2 pseudogenes are annotated in these 1098 nt (G+C 50.9%); both read left to right on the forward strand.

Annotated elements, in window-relative coordinates:
* Positions 1 to 310: pseudogene (locus ACLEJP_RS25460) on the forward strand (DUF6708 domain-containing protein); the annotation flags it as partial.
* A gap of 98 nt (positions 311 to 408) precedes the next feature.
* Positions 409 to 1098: pseudogene (locus ACLEJP_RS25465) on the forward strand (DUF6708 domain-containing protein); the annotation flags it as partial.

Genomic DNA, 1098 nt, shown 5'->3' on the forward strand with positions numbered 1-1098 from the left:
CTTCTTCCGCAAGAGCAGCTGGCTGTTCAAAGTCGTGCTGCTCATGGTCTGGCCCGCCTTCGTCATCATTGGTACCGGCCACTGGCTCAGCCTGCTGCTGTGCTGGCGACCACGTTGGCCAAAGGTGATCCGCGAGGCTGGCAGGCCCGGTAAACCCGTCCCGCCTGTGACAACCCTGGCCGATTACCCGCCAGCGATCCAGGAGCGCCTGCTCGCCAATGCCGATCGTTGGCAGCTCAAACCCGGTAAGCGGCCTGAAAAGAAGCCGCGCAAACCACGTACACCCAGAAGGCCCAAGGGGATCGATTGAAGCACATCCCCCTTGCATCAGGAGTTTACCCAAACTGAACGAAGCTTTGATCCCTAAGAAGAGAGGCAAGAATTATTTTTTCTAGCGAGGCCTTATATATGTATTTGATTGAATGGGGCTTCTGGCAAATGGCAACCGAATCGAAAACCAAGCGAAAAGCGTACGAAGCCAAGAGGTCGCCGAAAGAGTATGCTGCTAAAGATCTTTATGAAAGTGATTTAGAAGAAATTCACTTTCAGCGTGTCAGCGAAAAGCCTCATGCGCGCGGACCAGTATTTGCATTCAATGATACGTATGTCGAAATGCGTTGCGGCGGTTCAGAGGAGAAACGAGGCTTAATAACTATAATGACCCTAGGCGCCGTAGCCCCTACCATCAATGCATGGTCAGAGTTAACCTATAGCATTTCAAAGCTTAACTTATCCATATTTCCAGAATTCAGTATACTACTGATCATACTAAATATCCTATCATTCCTAGTCGGAAGTGGCATCATTTACTTCTACCTAAAGTATGGCCTCCGATTTACACGCCTAGAAATGTTTAACTGGCGCCACTTGTTAATTCGTTTCAACCGAAAAACCCAGCAAGTCCATCTACATCGGCCTAGAAGTTGCGGCGGCATCGTGACATTTCCATGGAAAACAACTGGAAGCACCGCGATATTTCCAGAAGATGATTCACTCAGCGCGGGGATGAGGCTTGGCCTGGTCTGGCACCCCAGCCTTACCGGCCTCCCGCATATGGAAATGGCCCTGCTCGGCAAGCAAGGCCAAGGCGGCAGCGAA

The organism is Pseudomonas sp. SMV7 (genome assembly GCF_052041995.1).
Lineage (GTDB): Bacteria > Pseudomonadota > Gammaproteobacteria > Pseudomonadales > Pseudomonadaceae > Aquipseudomonas.